The sequence below is a fragment of the Pseudomonas sp. BF-R-26 genome (assembly GCF_019947395.1).
Lineage (GTDB): Bacteria > Pseudomonadota > Gammaproteobacteria > Pseudomonadales > Pseudomonadaceae > Aquipseudomonas > Aquipseudomonas farris.
In genome coordinates this window covers 116692-132944 of sequence record NZ_JAGYGK010000010.1, presented here as the reverse complement: position 1 = coordinate 132944, position 16253 = coordinate 116692, and the positions used below count along the sequence as shown (strand labels likewise).

Sequence of the window (16253 nt, the reverse complement as noted above, 5' to 3'; positions counted from 1 at the left end):
CTGATCTGAGAGGATCAATTGTGGCAAGCTCGCTTGCCACAAAAATCAGCGCTCAACCACGGGGTAGAAAGACATCCGCCAGCAGTTGATTACGCGGCAAACCGGCCAGGTACAAACGCCGGGCAAAGGCATCAACGCTGTCGGGGGCCCCGCAGACTAAGGCCAGGGTTTGCCGCGAAACAAGGCGCAGTTGTGCCAAAGCCGCGGGCAACTCGGCCGCCGTCCACAGCTCCACCGTCAGGTTTTCACGGCCGTCGGCCATGGCTTGCAGGGGCTTGGCCAGATAATGCTCACCCGCATCATGGGCCAGATGAATGACACGGATGGCGCCCTGGTGATCCTGACGCAATGCTTCGCGCAAAATACCGAACAACGGCCCCAGACCGGTGCCTGCCGCCAACAACCACAGAGGTCGGGTGTGCCAGTCCGGGTCGTAATGCAACGCTCCGCCGCGCAACTCGCCGAGGCGGATCGGATCGCCAATTTTCAACTGGCGTGCCGCATCACTGAATTCCCCCGGCTGACGGCAATCGAGGTGGAACTCCAGAAAGCGATCTTCTTCCGGCAGACTGGCCAGGGAGTACGGCCGCGCCACCTGACCCGCCCACAAAACCAGATGCTGCCCCGCCTGATAGCGCAACGGTCGCTCGCTGGTCAGGCGTAAACGCAAAACGCTGGGGCTCAGCCAATCGCTGGCGGTCACCTGGGCGGCAAGCCCATCACGCAGCGGATCAAAGGTTTCGACTTGCAGATCGTCGACCACCTGGCACTGACAGGCCAGCCGCCAACCCTGCTGACGCTGCTCATTGCTCAAGGCATCGGGACGGCTGTCGCTGGGCAAGCCCTCGACACATTTAACCAGGCACGCATGACAGCTGCCGGCGCGACAGCTATAGGGCACCGACACGCCGTTCTGATTCAAGGCATCGAGCAGGTTGCTCCCCGCCGCTACCGTCCATTGGCGTTCGCCGACCCGTAACTCAGGCATCGACATTCTCCCAGGCCGCCGCGCAACGGTTACGGCCGTCACGCTTGGCGCGATACAGCGCCTGATCGGCGCGGTGCAAGGCGTCATCCAGATCGTCGCCAAGCGTCAATAACGTCATGCCCGCCGACAGGCTGAGGTGGCGAACATTGAGGCCGATCATCTCCACATCCATAAAGGCAACGCGCAACCGTTCGCAGCAAGCGGTCAGACGTTCGGGATCACAATCGGGCAACAGCACCACGAACTCTTCGCCGCCATAGCGGGCCAGAATATCGCCATCGCGCAGACAGGCGGTGGCCACTCCGGCAAACGCTTGCAGCACCTGATCGCCGGCGGCATGGCCGTGAACATCGTTGATGCGTTTGAAGTGGTCGAGGTCGATCAACGCCAGACCATGCACCACGTCGGCTTCCATGGCGTTCAACTCGCGGGAGGCCAGGCGCAGGAAATGCCGGCGGTTAAACAGCCCGGTGAGTTCGTCGGTTGCCACCAGGCCTTCGAGCTGGCGCATCATTCCGCGCAGGGTGTCCTGATGCGCCTGCAAGGCGAACCGCCGCTGACGCATACGCTGGCGCGACATCTGGACGTAACGGGCGTAAAGCACCAGCCACACGAGCACCACAAACAGCACGCACACCTGCAACAGCGCCAGCGTCGGGTTGGGTAGCTGGAAGTGGTAGCCCTCCCACAAGGTGATGGCACTGAAACTGAAAAACACCAGAAACGCGCAACGGGCGAAAGCCGTGCGCGAAAGATGAAACAACCCAAACAACAGAATCAGCAGGTAAAACACCAGAAACGCGCCACGCGCCTCATCCAGATGAGCGATCAGCCAGGTTTGCCAACCCAGCCCCAGCAGTATTTGCACTTCGGTCAGGCTCGGGTCGGAAAAGCGCAGGTTGCGGCCGCTGGAAAACACCACGAACAACACCGCCTGGCTGAATACCACCAACGCGCTCCCGATCGCCATGCCGGTGACGGATTCTTGGTAGTGACCGGTGAAAAACGCCAGCCACAGCAGCAGCAAAGCCAGGGCGTAGGTGCCAGCTGCGAGGGCAAAGCGTTTGAGCAAAAGCCGCTGGATGGCGTTATGGGTCAATCGTTGATTCACCGTGGGAAAGGGGGCTGTCGGAGTGTCCTACTCTACAGGCCGGATGCCACTTTAGTGGCGTGTCTGATAAATGACCATTCAATTTTCGGGGCAAAAAACTGGCGTCAAAGCCATGACCCGATTCCCCCTGTAGGAGCTGCCGAAGGCTGCGATCTTTTGATCTTGCTCTTCGGCACTTCAAAAAGAGCAAAGTCAAAAGATCGCAGCCTTCGGCAGCTCCTACGGGTGCGCGTCGTGCGATAACTGGCGATCAGAACCTTCCGACCTATGCGACCAACGTTTGATTGTCAACGGATGTGCCCGCCATCGAGGCGCGGTATACTGCCGCGCCTTTTTAGCGTCGCGCCAGCATGCCCGGCGTGCCTTGAAAGGTGCTTGCAACCGACCGATGCACCCAAGCTGCAAGCACCTTATTGAATGTTCCCGTCTTTTAGAGGAGCGCGACTCATGACCGTGATCAAGCAAGACGACCTGATTCAGAGCGTTGCCGACGCCCTGCAATTCATTTCCTACTACCACCCCGTGGATTTCATCCAGGCGATGCACGAGGCCTACCTGCGTGAAGAATCGCCGGCAGCCCGCGATTCCATGGCGCAGATCCTGATCAACTCGCGCATGTGCGCCACTGGCCACCGCCCGATCTGCCAGGACACCGGTATCGTTACCGTGTTCGTGCGCGTGGGCATGGACGTTCGTTGGGATGGCGCCACCATGGGCCTGGACGACATGATCAACGAAGGCGTGCGCCGGGCTTACAACCTGCCGGAAAACGTCCTGCGGGCCTCGATCCTCGCCGACCCGGCGGGCGCTCGTAAAAACACCAAGGACAACACCCCGGCCGTTATCCACTACTCCATCGTTCCGGGTAACACCGTGGAAGTGGACGTGGCGGCCAAGGGCGGCGGTTCCGAGAACAAGTCGAAAATGGCCATGCTCAACCCGTCCGACTCGATCGTCGACTGGGTACTGAAGACCGTTCCGACCATGGGCGCCGGCTGGTGCCCACCGGGCATGCTCGGCATCGGCATCGGCGGTACCGCCGAGAAAGCCGCCGTCATGGCCAAGGAAGTGTTGATGGAATCCATCGACATTCACGAGCTGAAGAAGCGCGGCCCGTCCAACCGTATCGAAGAGATGCGTCTGGAACTGTTCGAGAAGGTCAACCAACTGGGCATCGGCGCCCAGGGCCTGGGCGGTCTGACCACCGTGCTCGACGTGAAGATCATGGATTACCCGACCCACGCCGCTTCGTTGCCGGTGTGCATGATCCCCAACTGCGCCGCCACCCGTCACGCGCACTTCGTGCTCGACGGTTCCGGCCCGGCCTCGCTGGAAGCGCCACCGCTGGACGCCTACCCGGAAATCGTCTGGGAAGCCGGCCCGTCGGCTCGTCGCGTCAACCTTGACACCCTGACCCCGGAAGAAGTGCAGAGCTGGAAGCCGGGCGAAACCGTCCTGCTCAACGGCAAAATGCTCACCGGTCGCGACGCTGCGCACAAGCGCATGGTCGAGATGCTGAACAAGGGTGAAACCCTGCCGGTGGACCTGAAAGGTCGCTTCATCTACTACGTCGGCCCGGTCGATCCGGTCGGTGACGAAGTGGTCGGCCCTGCCGGCCCTACCACCGCCACGCGGATGGACAAGTTCACCCGTCAGATCCTCGAGCAAACCGGCCTGTTGGGCATGATCGGCAAATCCGAGCGCGGCCCTACCGCAATCGAAGCGATCAAGGACCACAAAGCCGTTTACCTGATGGCTGTCGGCGGCGCGGCTTATCTGGTGGCGCAAGCCATCAAGAAATCCCGCGTGGTAGCTTTCGCCGAACTGGGCATGGAAGCGATCTACGAGTTCGACGTAAAAGACATGCCTGTGACCGTTGCGGTCGACAGCAAAGGCGAGTCTGTACACATCACCGGTCCTGCGATCTGGCAGAAAAAGATCAGTGAAAGCCTGGCGGTGGAAGTGCAGTAAGCACCTCCCTCACTGCCAAAAAGGCCGGGCCGTCTCCCCAGACGACCCGGCCTTTTTTTGGATATCGATTTAATCCTTCGATCTAAGCAGAGGTCACTAACGAATTGGCGTATACCCAGACCATGTTGCGCTCTCGATCGAGTAAATTTACTTCCGTCTGAACACGTGATGTCGGGACGAAGGAAACGCGGGCCCATGGTATGGTGCCCGCCCGTCCTTCAACCTGTTTCCCACAGTATGCTGCCGACTTCTCGTACCTTGCGTCTGTCGTTCTATACCCTGCTGATCATCGCGGGTGCAGCCTTGGCCGCCACCCTGGCCATCCGTCACACCGAACGCCAAGCGTTGGTGGAAGATGCCGCGCGGGCCAATCAGCAATTGGCGCTGTACGCCAACTCCCTGCACACCCTGATCGACCGCTACCGCGCCCTGCCCGCCGTATTGGCGCTGGACCCGGAATTGCGCGCCGCGCTAAACGGTGAAGTGAGCCCCGAAGAGCAGCTTGCGTTGAATCGCAAACTGGAGAAAATCAACGGTGCCGCGCGGTCCTCGACCCTCGAACTGCTCGACCGCACCGGTCTGGCCGTGGCCGCCAGCAACTGGCGTTTGCCCAGCAGCTACGTCGGCCACAACTATGGTTTTCGCCCCTACTTCAGCCAGACCCGAACCCAAGGCACCGGGCGCTTTTACGCGGTGGGTGTGACCAGCGGCATTCCCGGCTACTTTCTGTCCAGCGCGGTGACCAGCGACGGTGGTGAGTTCCTCGGGGCCATGGTGGTGAAACTCGAGTTCCCGGAACTTGAGCGCGAATGGCGTCAGGGCAGCGACACGTTGCTGGTCAGCGATGCGCGCGGGATCATCTTCATCGCCAATCAGCCCGGTTGGCGCTATCGCCAATTGAAACCGCTGAGCGACAGCGACCGCGCCGAGCTCAAAGCCACCCGCCAATACGATAAACAACCGCTGACCCCGCTTGACTATCAATCGCTGCGACACTTCGACGACAACAGTGCGCTGACCCGGGTCGTTGGTCCCGACGGGACGGCGGATTACCTCTGGGAATCGCTGCCGCTGGCCGCCGAAGGCTGGACGCTGCATCTATTGCGTCGCCCGCAAGTCGCGTTCGAAGATCGCCGCAACGCCGGGCTCGCCGCGGCCGGGGCCTGGCTGACGCTGGTGTTTCTGTTGCTATTCCTTAACCAACGTTGGCGCCTGGCCAAAATGCGTCAGCGCAGCCGTGAAGAACTCGAGCGACTGGTGGAAGAACGCACCCGGGATTTGCGCACCGCTCAGGACGGGCTGGTGCAATCAGCCAAACTCGCAGCCCTCGGCCAGATGTCTGCGGCGCTGGCCCATGAAATCAATCAACCACTGACCGCCCAGCGCATGCAGCTTGCTACTCTGAGGCTGCTACTCGATCACGGTCGGGTCGACGATGCCTACAAGGCGCTCAAACCGGTGGACGACATGCTCACGCGCATGGCCGCCCTCACCGGCCACCTGAAAACCTTCGCCCGCAAAAGCCCCAGCGGTTTGCGCGAACGGCTGGACCTGGCGGCGGTGGTCGATCAATCCTTGCAGTTGCTGGATGCGCGCCTGCGTGACGAGCACATCAGCACCGTGCTACATCTGACTCGCCCGGCTTGGGTGCGTGGCGATGCGATTCGTCTGGAACAGGTGCTGATCAACCTGCTGCGCAATGCCCTGGATGCGATGCACGACAAAGCCTGCAAGCGTCTGGAAATCCGCCTCGAAGCCGATGAACAATTGTGGCGCTTGAGCGTTTCCGACAACGGTGGCGGCATTGCCGAAGAGAACCTGGGGAAAGTGTTCGATCCGTTCTTCACCACCAAACCGGTGGGCGATGGCCTGGGCCTCGGGCTGGCCGTCTCGTTCGCCATCGCTCACGAAGCAGGCGGCCGCCTGAGTGCCGATAATGGTGAAAACGGCGCGGTGTTCACCCTGACGTTGCCCATTGATCTGGAGGTGCCTGCTTGATGCTCAATTCGGTGATGGTGGTCGATGACGAAAGCAGCATCCGCAGCGCCGTCGAACAGTGGCTGAGCCTCTCGGGTTTCGAAGTGCAACTGTTCAGTCGCGCCGACGAGTGTCTGGCGCAACTGCCGAAACATTTCCCCGGGGTGATTCTCAGCGACGTGCGCATGCCTGGCATGACGGGGCTGGAGCTGCTGGCCGAAGTCCAGCGTCGCGATGCCGACTTGCCGGTGATCTTGCTGACCGGTCACGGCGATGTGCCGATGGCCGTCGAAGCGATGCGCGATGGCGCCTACGATTTCCTCGAAAAACCTTTCAGTCCGGAAACCCTGCTGAGCAGCCTGCGCCGGGCTCTGGACAAGCGTCGGCTGGTCCTGGAAAACCGTGCCTTGCACGAGCAAGCGGACAATCGCGCCAAACTCGATGCCACCCTGCTGGGGGTTTCCCGTGGCTTGCAGACGCTGCGTCGGCAGGTGCTGGACCTGGCGACGTTGCCGGTCAATGTGCTGATCCGGGGCGAAACCGGCAGCGGCAAGGAGTTGGTTGCCCGTTGCCTGCACGACTTTGGTCCCCGCGCGGACAAGCCCTTCGTGGCGCTGAACTGTGCAGCGATTCCCGAGCAGTTATTCGAGGCCGAACTGTTCGGTCATGAGAGCGGCGCGTTCACGGGCGCCCAGGGTAAACGCATCGGCAAGCTCGAATACGCCGACGGCGGCACGCTGTTTCTCGATGAAATCGAAAGCATGCCGTTGGCCCAGCAGGTGAAACTGCTACGGGTATTGCAGGAGCAGAAGCTTGAGCGATTGGGTTCCAACCAGAGCATCCACGTGGACTTGCGGATCATTGCCGCGACCAAACCCGACTTGCTGGATGAAGCCCGGGCCGGACGTTTTCGTGAAGACTTGGCCTATCGACTGAATGTCGCCGAGTTGCGTCTGCCGCCGTTGCGTGACCGGCGTGAAGACATTCCCCTGCTGTTCGAGTTCTTCGCGCAGAGTGCTGCCGAGCGTTTGGGCCGCACCTTTGCGCCCTTGAGCGGGCCGCAACTGAGCCATCTGCTGAGCCACGACTGGCCGGGCAATGTGCGCGAACTGGCGAACGTCGCCGAGCGACAAGTGCTGGGCCTTGGCGAACCGGAACCGGCGGGGATCGACCCCGGCCAGTCACTGGCGGCGCAGCAAGAAGCCTTCGAAGCGCATTGCTTGCGCGCGGCCTTGACCCGGCATAAAGGTGATGTGAAAGCGGTGCTAGAAGAACTGCAACTGCCGCGCCGTACCTTTAATGAAAAGATGCAGCGGCATGGGTTGAGCCGTGAGATGTTTTTGCAGGACAGCTGAATTTTTGTGGTGTCTGTATGGACCTCATCGCGGGCAAGCCCGCTCCCACAGGATCGGTGTCATGCAAAAAATCTGTGTTCGACTCGATCATTGTGGGAGCGGGCTTGCCCGCGATGAGGCCGGCACAGGCAAAGAAACCCATGACCCTATAAGCGGTTTTCCGCTCGCGCCCGCCCCTGAATAAGCGGATTTCCGCTCAATAAATCCAGCTACCCCCTCTAAACCGGCCCTCCTCTCCTTGGCACAGCTCCTGCTATAGCTCCAGCAGGCTGCGTTTTAACGCGCTCCACAAAAACAATTAAACGAAGGATCCTTCAATGGATAACTCTAACGCCCTGCCTCTTGGGTCGGCTGCCGCGCCGGCTAAAGAAAGAACCACCGCTAGCCGGATCAAATCGATCTTCAGCGGCTCTGTCGGCAACATGGTCGAGTGGTACGACTGGTACGTCTACGCCGCCTTCTCCCTGTACTTCGCCAAAGCCTTCTTCCCCAAAGGCGACACCACCGCACAACTGCTCAACACCGCCGCGATCTTCGCCGTGGGCTTCCTGATGCGCCCGATCGGTGGCTGGTTGATGGGTCTCTACGCCGACAAGGCCGGTCGCAAGAAAGCGCTGATGGCTTCGGTGTACCTGATGTGTTTCGGCTCGCTGCTGATCGCCCTGAGCCCGGGTTATGAAACCATTGGTATCGGCGCACCGATCCTGCTGATTTTCGCCCGTTTGCTGCAAGGCCTGTCGGTCGGTGGCGAGTACGGCACCTCGGCGACTTACCTCAGCGAGATGGCGACCAAGGATCGTCGCGGCTTCTACTCCAGCTTCCAGTACGTGACCCTGATCTCCGGCCAGCTCATCGCTTTGGCAGTGCTGATCGTGCTGCAACAGACCCTGACCACTGAAGAGCTGTACGCCTGGGGCTGGCGCATTCCGTTCGCCATCGGCGCGCTGTGTGCCGTGGTCGCGCTCTACCTGCGTCGTGGCATGGAAGAAACCGAGTCGTTCACCAAGAAAGAGAAAGCCAAGGAAAGCGCGATGCGCACCTTGATGCGCCATCCGAAGGAACTGATGACCGTGGTCGGCCTGACCATGGGCGGCACGCTGGCGTTCTACACCTACACCACGTACATGCAGAAATACCTGGTGAACACCGTCGGCATGAGCATCTCCGACTCCACCACGATTTCCGCAGCCACGCTGTTCCTGTTCATGTGCCTGCAACCGATCATCGGTGGGCTGTCGGATAAAGTCGGTCGTCGGCCGATTCTGATCGCCTTCGGTATTCTCGGGACACTGTTCACCGTACCGATCCTGACCACCCTGCACACCGTCCAGACCTGGTGGGGCGCGTTCTTCCTGATCATGGCGGCGCTGATCATCGTCAGCGGCTACACCTCGATCAACGCGGTAGTCAAAGCCGAACTGTTCCCGACCGAAATCCGTGCGCTGGGCGTCGGCCTGCCGTACGCACTGACCGTGTCGATCTTCGGCGGCACCGCTGAATACATCGCGCTGTGGTTCAAGAGCATCGGCATGGAAACCGGTTACTACTGGTATGTCACGGCATGCATCGCGGTGTCGTTGCTGGTGTACGTGACCATGAAAGACACCCGCAAGCATTCGCGGATCGAGACGGACTGACAGTTTCATTGATGGTGGCTGTTTTGGCCTCATCGCGAGCAGGCTCGCTCCCACAAAGGTCTGGTGTACGCAGATCCAATGTGGGAGCGAGCCTGCTCGCGATGGCCGCGACTCGGTCTCAAGATGACTCTGCCCGCACCAACTGATCCCTGAACGCAACACCACAACCCGGCCTTCGCCGGGCTTAGTCATTTCTGGGGAAGCACACAAAAACCTGTGGGAGCGGGCTTGCCCGCGATGAGGCCATAACATTCAACATCTGTGTTGACTGTTAAACCGCTATCGCGGGCAAGCCCGCTCCCACAGTGATCGAGGATGGGCTGGAAATATGCCGCGGGCCCTTGCACCATGATCACCTCCCGAACGCTCCAGGAATTCACTGTATGCCCGACGACATCCACTTCTACGAACCCGCCAACGGCCACGGCCTACCGCATGACCCGTTCAACGCCATCGTCGGCCCGCGCCCTATCGGCTGGATTTCCTCCCAGGACGCCAATGGTCGCCTGAACCTGGCGCCCTACAGCTTTTTCAACGCCTTCAACTACATTCCGCCGATCATTGGGTTCTCCAGCGTCGGGCGCAAAGACAGCCTGAACAACATCGAGCAGACCGGCGAATTCGCCTGGAACCTGGCGACCCGCCCACTGGCCGAGCAGATGAATCAGAGCTGCGCCATGGTCGGGCCGGAGGTCAATGAGTTCGAACTGTCCGGGCTGACCACCGCTGCGTCGAAAATCATTCAGGTGCCACGGGTTGCCGAAAGCCCGGTGTCCTTTGAGTGCAAGGTCACGCAGATCATTCAGTTGCAGCGCGCAAACAAGGAAGTGGTGCCGAGCTGGCTGATTCTCGGCGAAGTGGTCGCCGTGCACATCGCCAAGTGGCTGTTGAAGGATGGGGTGTACGACACCGCCGCGGCAGAACCGATTCTGCGCGGCGGCGGGCCGGCGGATTACTTTCAGCTGGGGCCAGAGGCATTGTTCAAGATGTTCCGCCCCGGGGCGGTCAAGTAATTACCAGAGCAGGTCGGCGTCTTCTTTAACGTCTTTGAGGCGGGTCAGCTCTTTGGCCGCGGCCTCGTCGGCTTCATGAGCGGTCTTGAAGGTCTGGCTTTCCAGCACTTTGTGAAAACGCGGGGCACCGGAACCGCCGAGGGCTTTGACGGCAATCGCGGCGTGGTAACCGCCCTCGCCCGGTACTACTGCTGAAACGGCTTCGAAGTGTTCAAAGGCTTTGCGTGCCATGTCGCGGATCCTGGCTAATGGAGAGTTGCGCCATTAAACCCTCAACCGGCGAGTTTGTGTACCGCTGCCTTGGACTGGCCAAGGGCCTGGGCCGCCGAGACATCCTTGAAGGTATGGAAATCCAGGCTATTGACCACCAGTTCCTGCACCAGCTCGGCAAAAATCTGCATCGACGGGCTGCCGAAGTAAGCGGTCATGGCCTGTTGGTTGTCCCAGAAACCGGACACCAGCCACAGCTCCGGATCGCATTGCGAGTGCTGCAGGGCAAAGCTCAGGCAACCCGGCGCGTTGCGCGATGGCTCGATCAGGGCGCTCAAGCGCGCACCGAGTTCTGCCGAACGCCCGGCGCGGGCGCGGACGAAGGCCATATGACTGACGGGGATTTGCGTAGACATGTTCAACCCTCCCAGGTCATTCAGTGGCAGCCAGGGACGGGCTGCGACAGGATCCAAGATTAGGCGGCGCGCCCTGGTCGTCGTTAGTCGATTCCTGCCGGCTTGTTGCACAATCCTGCGCGGCTGCAAAAAACGTCTGTAACAACATGTAAACCACTGTCACATCGCTGCAACACGACTTTCAAGCAAGTTTTCCCGGCGCTGACCTGCCATAGCAGCCTCGCGTATTTACCTCGTGCAGAATCAGGCAAGCTTTTGGCAGGATGTGTCTACCGCTGTCCCTTGCACAAATTTAAGCTCAGCCCATTACCAACGCGTCACCGAGGATGCCCTGCATGTCGTCGCTCGATCATTTTCAAGTCCCGCTGGATGCCGACATGGAAAAACAGCGCGCGGAACTGGCCGCCCTCATCCGCCGTAACACGATGGAGGATGGCACTTATGCCACCGCCGTCGGTTCGCTGTTCATGTCGCGCCACAGTCAAAACCACGACTTCGCCCCGGTGCTGGCGCAACCGGCCCTGTGCATCATGGCCCAGGGGCGCAAGGAAGTGCGGCTGGCGGATGAATACTTCAATTACGACCCGCTGAATTATCTGGTGGTCTCGGTCTCGATGCCTTTGAGCGGGCGGGTGGTGAATGTCTCGCCCGAGGAGCCGATCCTCGCCGTGCGGCTGGACATCGACCCGGCGGAAATCAGCGCGTTGATTGCCGACGCCGGCCCCATCGGCGTACCCACACGGCCTACTGGCCGTGGCCTGTATGTCGAGCAGATCGACACGGCAATGCTCGATGCCGTGCTGCGTCTGGCACGTTTGCTGGACACACCTAAAGACATCGCCATGCTGGCGCCGCTGATTCGTCGAGAGATTCTGTATCGGCTGTTGCGCAGCCAGCAGGGTCATCGGCTGTATGAAATTGCCATCGCCAACAGCCAGAGCCATCGCATCAGCCAGGCGATCAAATGGCTCAACGGCAATTATGAGCAACCGCTGCGCATCGATGATCTGGCGCGGGAAGTGAACCTGAGCGTGTCGACATTGCATCACCGGTTCAAGGCAATGACGGCGATGAGTCCGCTGCAGTATCAGAAGCAGTTGCGCCTGCAAGAGGCGCGGCGGTTGATGCTGGCCGAAGGATTGGAGGCTTCGGCGGCGGGTTATCGGGTGGGGTATGAAAGCCCTTCGCAGTTCAGCCGGGAGTACAGCCGATTGTTTGGCGCGCCGCCGCTCCGGGATTTGGCGCGGTTGCGGTTGTCGGTTTGATCTGACATTTGTTGTGTGGCTGATGGCCCCATCGCGGGCAAGCCCGCTTCCACAGGGGGTGGTGTACACCGATCCAATGTGGGAGCGGGCTTGCCCGCGATGAGGCCAGAAAGGCCAACATCAAATCTGGATCAGGCGCTCAACACGCGGCACGCCTCCGCCGGCAACGTCACCGACACCGGATTGCCAATGCTCAACCCAACCCCCTGACACGGCGTGCTCAACGCGGTAAACGACACCCCGGAACACTCAACAGTCGTTTCAATCGTCGCCCCGATATCCCGCACAAACGTCACCTTCCCGAGCAACCGATTCCCTGCCGTGGCCTGGGGCTGCGACAGTTGCAGGTCTTCCGGGCGAATCAGCATTTTCACCTTCTCCCCCACCACAATGCTGCTGCAAATTGGCACTTGCAGCGCATCGCCACCGGGTAAGCTGACTTTGCCGTTGCCCAGCGCCGTGGCCGGGAAAATGTTCCCCGAACCGATAAAGTCCGCGACGAATTCATTGGCCGGATGCCGATAGATTTCAATCGGCGTACCCACCTGCTGCACCCGATGCTCACCCAGTACCACCACGATGTCGGCCATGGTCATGGCTTCGCGCTGGTCGTGGGTGACCATGATGGTGGTGATGTTCAAACGCTGTTGCAGCTGACGGATTTCCACCTGCATCGACTCACGCAGCTTGGCGTCCAGCGCCGACAGCGGTTCGTCGAGCAGAAGGATTTTCGGCCGCGAGGCAATCGCCCGGGCAATCGCCACGCGTTGACGCTGACCGCCGGAGAGTTTCGCCACCGGGCGATCAATCATTTCCTGCAGCTGAATCAGCTCCAGCAACTCCACCACCCGTGCCTGTTGATCAGCCTTGCTGACCCCGCGCAGTTTCAGCGGATAGGCGATGTTCTCCCCCACCGTCATGTGCGGAAACAGCGCCAGCGATTGAAACACCATACCGAAATTGCGCTGGTGCGCCGGCGTATGGCCGATGTCTTCACCGTCCAGGCGAATCTCGCCACCGGTCAGGGTTTCAAGCCCGGCGATCATCCGCAGCAAGGTGGTTTTACCGCAGCCCGAAGGGCCGAGAAAACACACCAGTTTGCCCTCAGGCAAATGCAGGTTCACATCCTTTACCGCGCAGGCCGAGCCGTAATGTTTCTCGACGTTTTCCAGAATCAGACCAGTCATGTTGCACCTCAAGAATCAGAACGAAACGCCACCTTCACCGACCAGCTTCTCCAACGCCCAAATGAGGACGAAGTCGATCAGCACGATCAGCACGGCAAACGAGAAAACGGTAGGGTCGAGCGAAGACACGGTGCGGCTGTACATCCAGATCGGCACGGTCATGACGTCGATGGTGTAGAGGAAATAGGTCACGGTGAATTCGTTGAACGAGACGATGAACGCCAGCAGCATGCCCGCCAGAATCCCTGATTTCATCAACGGCACCACCACATCGACAATCGCCCGAGTCGGTGAAGCGCCGAGCATTTGCGCGGCCTCTTCGACTTCGCTGCCGATGGAGAGCATTGCCGCGGTGCAGTTTTTCACCACGAACGGCAGCGCCAGAATCACGTGGGCAATTACCAATCGCGAGGTGGTGATGTGGAATGGCAGGCTGTCGAACACCAGCAGCAAAGCCAGACCCAACACCACCATCGGGAACACCAGTGGCAGCGACATCAATTGCAGCGCCACGGACTTGCCACGGAACTCGCAACGGGTCAGGGCGTAGGCTGCCGGCACCGCGATGATTGTCGCGAAAATCATGGTCAGACAGGCCACCATCAAACTGGTGGTCATGGCTTTGCCGAGGCTCAACACATCGCTGGAGTCTGGTGACACGAAGGTGTTCCAGGCAGCCTTGTACCATTGCAGGCTATAGCTGCTGGGCGGGAAGTCGAGGTTCGACGCACCGCTGAACGACATGACGATCATGGTCAAAATCGGCAGCACCGCCAGCAGCAGAATGAAGCCCGACAGGATGCCGGCGAACTTGCCGGTATCGCCTGGCAGCAGCGAGTGGCGCTTCTTGATCAGGGTGCTCATTGGGAAGCCTCCAGCATGCGCCGACGACGGCCAGTGATGTATTCGGACAAGGTCATGATCGCCAGGGTGGTAACGATCAGCACCACACCAGCAGCAGACGCAGCGGGCCAGTTCATCAGCGGAGCGATCTGGTCATGCACCATCACCGCCAGCATCGGCACGCGCCGACCACCGAGCAGCAGCGGCACCACAAAACTGCTGGCGTTGTAGGCGAACACCAACGTCGCGCCAGTGATAATCCCCGGCAAGCTCATCGGCAACACCACCTGGCGAAACACCTGCAAGCGACTGGCGCCGAGGGTGGCAGCGGCTTCTTCGTAAGTGCGGGCGACGCCGCGCATGGCGCTGGCAATCGGCAGCACGGCCAACGGGAACGCGGTTTGCACCAGGCCCATCAACACGCCATTCTGGTTGTAGAGCAGCATGATCGGGCGCTTGATCAGGCCCAGGCCCATCAGCGCCTGATTGAGCATCCCGCCCGGCCCGAGGATCACCAGCCAGCCGTAGCTTTGCAGCAACAGGTTGACCAACAACGGCAGCAGCACCGCCGCGAGGAAGATCCGCCGCACAAATGGCGAGGTCAGCCGTGACATGGTGTAAGCCACCGGGATCGCCAGCAGCACCGCAATCACCGCGCTGATCAGCGCCAGGCGCAACGTCAGCAGCAACGATTTGAGGTAATAGGGTTCCAGCAATTGGGCGTAACTGGCCAGGCTGAACCCGGTCCACTCCGCGCCTTTGGTGCCGACGCTCATGCGCAGCACCAGCAGGCTGGCGGCAATCAGCACGCCGAGAAACAGCATCGACGGCGAGAGGAAAAACCAGGCACGCGCCGTAGGTGAGACACCCCGATTTATGCGCACGGGTGCGGCGCTTACCGGATGGGTCAGAGGTTGGTGTTCCATAGCAAGGGTCTCGTCAATGGAAAGCAGCTGAGCGAGCACAACCTTCGAAACCACCGTGAACCCTGTGGGAGCGGGCTTGCCCGCGATAGCAATCTGTCAGTCACATCATTATCGACAGGGAGGCCGTCATCGCGGGCAAGCCCGCTCCCACAGTGTTTTGCAGTGTTCTAAAGAACTGTGTTCGCCACTCGATCAGGAAGAAAAGATTTCCGTGTAACGACGAATCCATTGGTCATGCACGGTGGCCAGGAAGGCGTTGTCGTGCATGATCGCCTTCTCGGCAATCTGCTCCGGCGTGAGGATGTAGGGGCTCTTGCGCGCTTCGGCGGAGATGATCGCCTTGGCGTTGACCGGGCCGTTGTAGATGTCTTCGGCCATCTTGCCCTGCACCAGCGGGTCCAGAGAGTGGTTGATGAAGGCGTAGGCCAGGTCGATATCGCCCGGGCGATTCTTCGGCATCACCGACAACATCAGGTCGGTGTAGAAGCCTTCCTTCATGCCGAACGTGGCGCCCAGGCCGTAGGCCGGATCGCGAATCTGTTTCGGGAAAAACGCCGGCGCGTACAAGCCGCCCATGTCCAGGGAACCGGTGCGGAACAGCTCGGCAATCTGGTTCGGGTTTTCGCCCAAGGTCACGACGCGATCTTTCAGCTCGGCGAGTTTCTTGAAGCCCGGCTCGATGTTGTGTTCGTCACCACCGGCCAGTTTGGCGGCGATGATGATCAGGTCCATGGCCTCGGTCCAGTTCGGTGGCGGCAGGAAGATGTTCGGCGACAGTTCTGCGTCCCACAGGGCGGCGTAGCTGTCCGGCGCTTCTTTGATGGTGCGGGTGCTGTAGACCAGGCTGTTGCACCACAGCAGGTAACCGATGCCGTGACCGTTGGCGCCGGTGCGGTATTGCTCCGGCACGTCGATCAGGTTAGGGATGCGGTTGAGATCGGGTTTTTCCAGCAGGTTGGCGGCGGCCAGACCTTCGGCGCCGACGCCGGCCAGAGTGATGATGTCGTACTGCGGACGATCACCGCCGGCCTTGAGTTTGGCGACCATTTCCGAGGTGCTGCCGGTGCGGTCAGCGATGACCTTGCAGCCGTACTTGGCTTCGAAGGTTGCCGCGATGTTGCGCAGTGCCGCGAGGCCGGTGTCATCGGACCAGGTCAGCAAACGCAGGGTCTTGCCCTGGAAGCGCGTATCGCTGGCATTGGCCTTGATGAACGGCATGCTCATGGCCGCCGCAGCCACGGACGCCACGCCCACGGTTTTGATGAATTGACGTCTGTTCAGATCGTGCTCGCCCATGAAGGACTCCCTTTGTTTTTTTAAGTATGAGGTTGGTCGCAACCGTTGCATCCGCGCG

At 60.4% G+C, this 16253-nt stretch carries 14 protein-coding genes; 6 read left to right on the top strand and 8 right to left on the bottom strand.

Annotated elements, in window-relative coordinates; translation table 11 throughout:
* Positions 1–52: 52 nt before the first annotated feature.
* Positions 53–988, bottom strand: coding sequence for an iron-sulfur-binding ferredoxin reductase (locus tag KGB18_RS16775; RefSeq protein WP_201060551.1), 936 nt, complete (start codon positions 986–988; stop codon positions 53–55).
* Complete coding sequence (locus KGB18_RS16770) at positions 981–2087, bottom strand: sensor domain-containing diguanylate cyclase (RefSeq protein ID WP_123719312.1); 1107 nt, start codon at positions 2085–2087, stop codon at positions 981–983. The genes KGB18_RS16775 and KGB18_RS16770 overlap by 8 nt, the downstream gene beginning before the upstream one ends.
* Positions 2088–2546: 459 nt before the next feature.
* Here KGB18_RS16770 and KGB18_RS16765 point away from each other — a divergent pair, with 459 nt between their 5' ends.
* The 5 genes from KGB18_RS16765 (at position 2547) to KGB18_RS16745 (ending at position 10052) form a co-directional block, all read left to right on the top strand.
* The gene (locus tag KGB18_RS16765; protein WP_123719314.1) at positions 2547–4070 is read left to right on the top strand and encodes a fumarate hydratase; all 1524 of its coding nucleotides are present in this window, start codon (positions 2547–2549) and stop codon (positions 4068–4070) included.
* 237 nt (positions 4071–4307) lie between these two features.
* The gene (locus tag KGB18_RS16760) at positions 4308–6068 is read left to right on the top strand and encodes an ATP-binding protein (RefSeq protein ID WP_123719315.1); all 1761 of its coding nucleotides are present in this window, start codon (positions 4308–4310) and stop codon (positions 6066–6068) included.
* Positions 6068–7402, top strand: a complete 1335-nt coding sequence (locus tag KGB18_RS16755) for a sigma-54-dependent transcriptional regulator (protein ID WP_052967295.1) — start codon at positions 6068–6070, stop codon at positions 7400–7402. The genes KGB18_RS16760 and KGB18_RS16755 overlap by 1 nt, the downstream gene beginning before the upstream one ends.
* A 317-nt stretch (positions 7403–7719) precedes the next feature.
* Positions 7720–9039, top strand: a complete 1320-nt coding sequence (locus tag KGB18_RS16750) for an MFS transporter (protein WP_123719316.1) — start codon at positions 7720–7722, stop codon at positions 9037–9039.
* Positions 9040–9422: 383 nt separating this feature from the next.
* Positions 9423–10052 (top strand): flavin reductase family protein, encoded by a 630-nt coding sequence (locus tag KGB18_RS16745; protein WP_018926552.1) that lies wholly within the window; start codon positions 9423–9425, stop codon positions 10050–10052.
* Here KGB18_RS16745 and KGB18_RS16740 read toward each other — a convergent pair whose 3' ends face one another.
* Both KGB18_RS16740 and KGB18_RS16735 read right to left on the bottom strand, forming a co-directional pair.
* Complete coding sequence (locus KGB18_RS16740; RefSeq protein ID WP_030128151.1) at positions 10053–10283, bottom strand: hypothetical protein; 231 nt, start codon at positions 10281–10283, stop codon at positions 10053–10055. It lies immediately after the preceding gene.
* A 41-nt stretch (positions 10284–10324) separates the two neighbouring features.
* On the bottom strand, positions 10325–10678 hold the full coding sequence (locus KGB18_RS16735; RefSeq protein ID WP_123719317.1) for an antibiotic biosynthesis monooxygenase family protein: 354 nt from the start codon (positions 10676–10678) through the stop codon (positions 10325–10327).
* A gap of 335 nt (positions 10679–11013) precedes the next feature.
* On the opposite strand from KGB18_RS16735, the gene KGB18_RS16730 reads away from it, so the two are divergent.
* Positions 11014–11943: an AraC family transcriptional regulator gene (locus KGB18_RS16730; RefSeq protein ID WP_052967299.1), complete on the top strand. Its 930-nt coding sequence runs from the start codon at positions 11014–11016 to the stop codon at positions 11941–11943.
* A 131-nt stretch (positions 11944–12074) separates the two neighbouring features.
* On the opposite strand, the gene KGB18_RS16725 is transcribed toward KGB18_RS16730, so the two are convergent.
* The 4 genes from KGB18_RS16725 to KGB18_RS16710 form a co-directional block, all read right to left on the bottom strand.
* Positions 12075–13130, bottom strand: coding sequence for an ABC transporter ATP-binding protein (locus KGB18_RS16725; protein ID WP_052967300.1), 1056 nt, complete (start codon positions 13128–13130; stop codon positions 12075–12077).
* Between the two features lie 15 nt (positions 13131–13145).
* The gene (locus tag KGB18_RS16720; RefSeq protein ID WP_123719318.1) at positions 13146–13994 is read right to left on the bottom strand and encodes an ABC transporter permease; all 849 of its coding nucleotides are present in this window, start codon (positions 13992–13994) and stop codon (positions 13146–13148) included.
* A complete protein-coding gene (locus tag KGB18_RS16715; protein WP_052967302.1) occupies positions 13991–14899 on the bottom strand; it encodes an ABC transporter permease in 909 nt (302 codons plus the stop codon). Before KGB18_RS16715 ends, KGB18_RS16720 begins: the two co-directional genes overlap by 4 nt.
* Before the next feature lie 192 nt (positions 14900–15091).
* On the bottom strand, positions 15092–16195 hold the full coding sequence (locus KGB18_RS16710) for an ABC transporter substrate-binding protein (protein WP_007898368.1): 1104 nt from the start codon (positions 16193–16195) through the stop codon (positions 15092–15094).
* Between the last annotated feature and the right edge of the window lie 58 nt (positions 16196–16253).